General features: G+C 47.4%; 4 tRNA genes. All 4 read left to right on the top strand.

From position 1 onward, the window contains the following. Window positions 1–53 precede the first annotated feature (53 nt). Window positions 54–126 (top strand) — tRNA-Lys (locus ACEN36_RS13080). Between the two features lie 55 nt (window positions 127–181). Further along, window positions 182–254: transfer RNA gene (locus tag ACEN36_RS13075), tRNA-Thr, on the top strand. A 6-nt stretch (window positions 255–260) separates the two neighbouring features. Further along, window positions 261–332: transfer RNA gene (locus tag ACEN36_RS13070), tRNA-Gly, on the top strand. A gap of 36 nt (window positions 333–368) precedes the next feature. Beyond that, window positions 369–457, top strand: a tRNA-Leu gene (locus tag ACEN36_RS13065). Window positions 458–492: the final 35 nt, after the last annotated feature.

Genomic DNA, 492 nt, shown 5'->3' with positions numbered 1-492 from the left:
CATCTGCCTTACAAGCAGAGGGTCAGCGGTTCGAGCCCGTTAACCTCCACCATGAGTCATTAGCTCAGTTGGTAGAGCATCTGACTTTTAATCAGAGGGTCGCAGGTTCGAATCCTGCATGACTCATAATAACTTTTCGAAGTTATTTTAGTTAATACAATCTATTTTAATCACACTATTAGCCGGCTTAGCTCAGTTGGTAGAGCATCTGATTTGTAATCAGAGGGTCGAGGGTTCAAATCCTTTAGCCGGCATCCTTTGCGGAAGTAGTTCAGTGGTAGAACATCACCTTGCCAAGGTGGGGGTCGCGGGTTCGAATCCCGTCTTCCGCTTCTAGCAAAACTAGAGTTTGATAACTTGTTCAGAAAGCCGGGGTGGCGGAACAGGTAGACGCACAGGACTTAAAATCCTGCGGATAGTGATATCCGTGCCGGTTCGATTCCGGCCCTCGGCACCATTATTAGCACCCATAGCTCAATTGGATAGAGTACT

This window comes from Desemzia sp. FAM 23989, from assembly GCF_045528345.1.
Lineage (GTDB): Bacteria > Bacillota > Bacilli > Lactobacillales > Carnobacteriaceae > Desemzia.
Note: the sequence above shows the minus strand (reverse complement) of the source record. Positions and strands in the feature narration are given on the sequence as shown.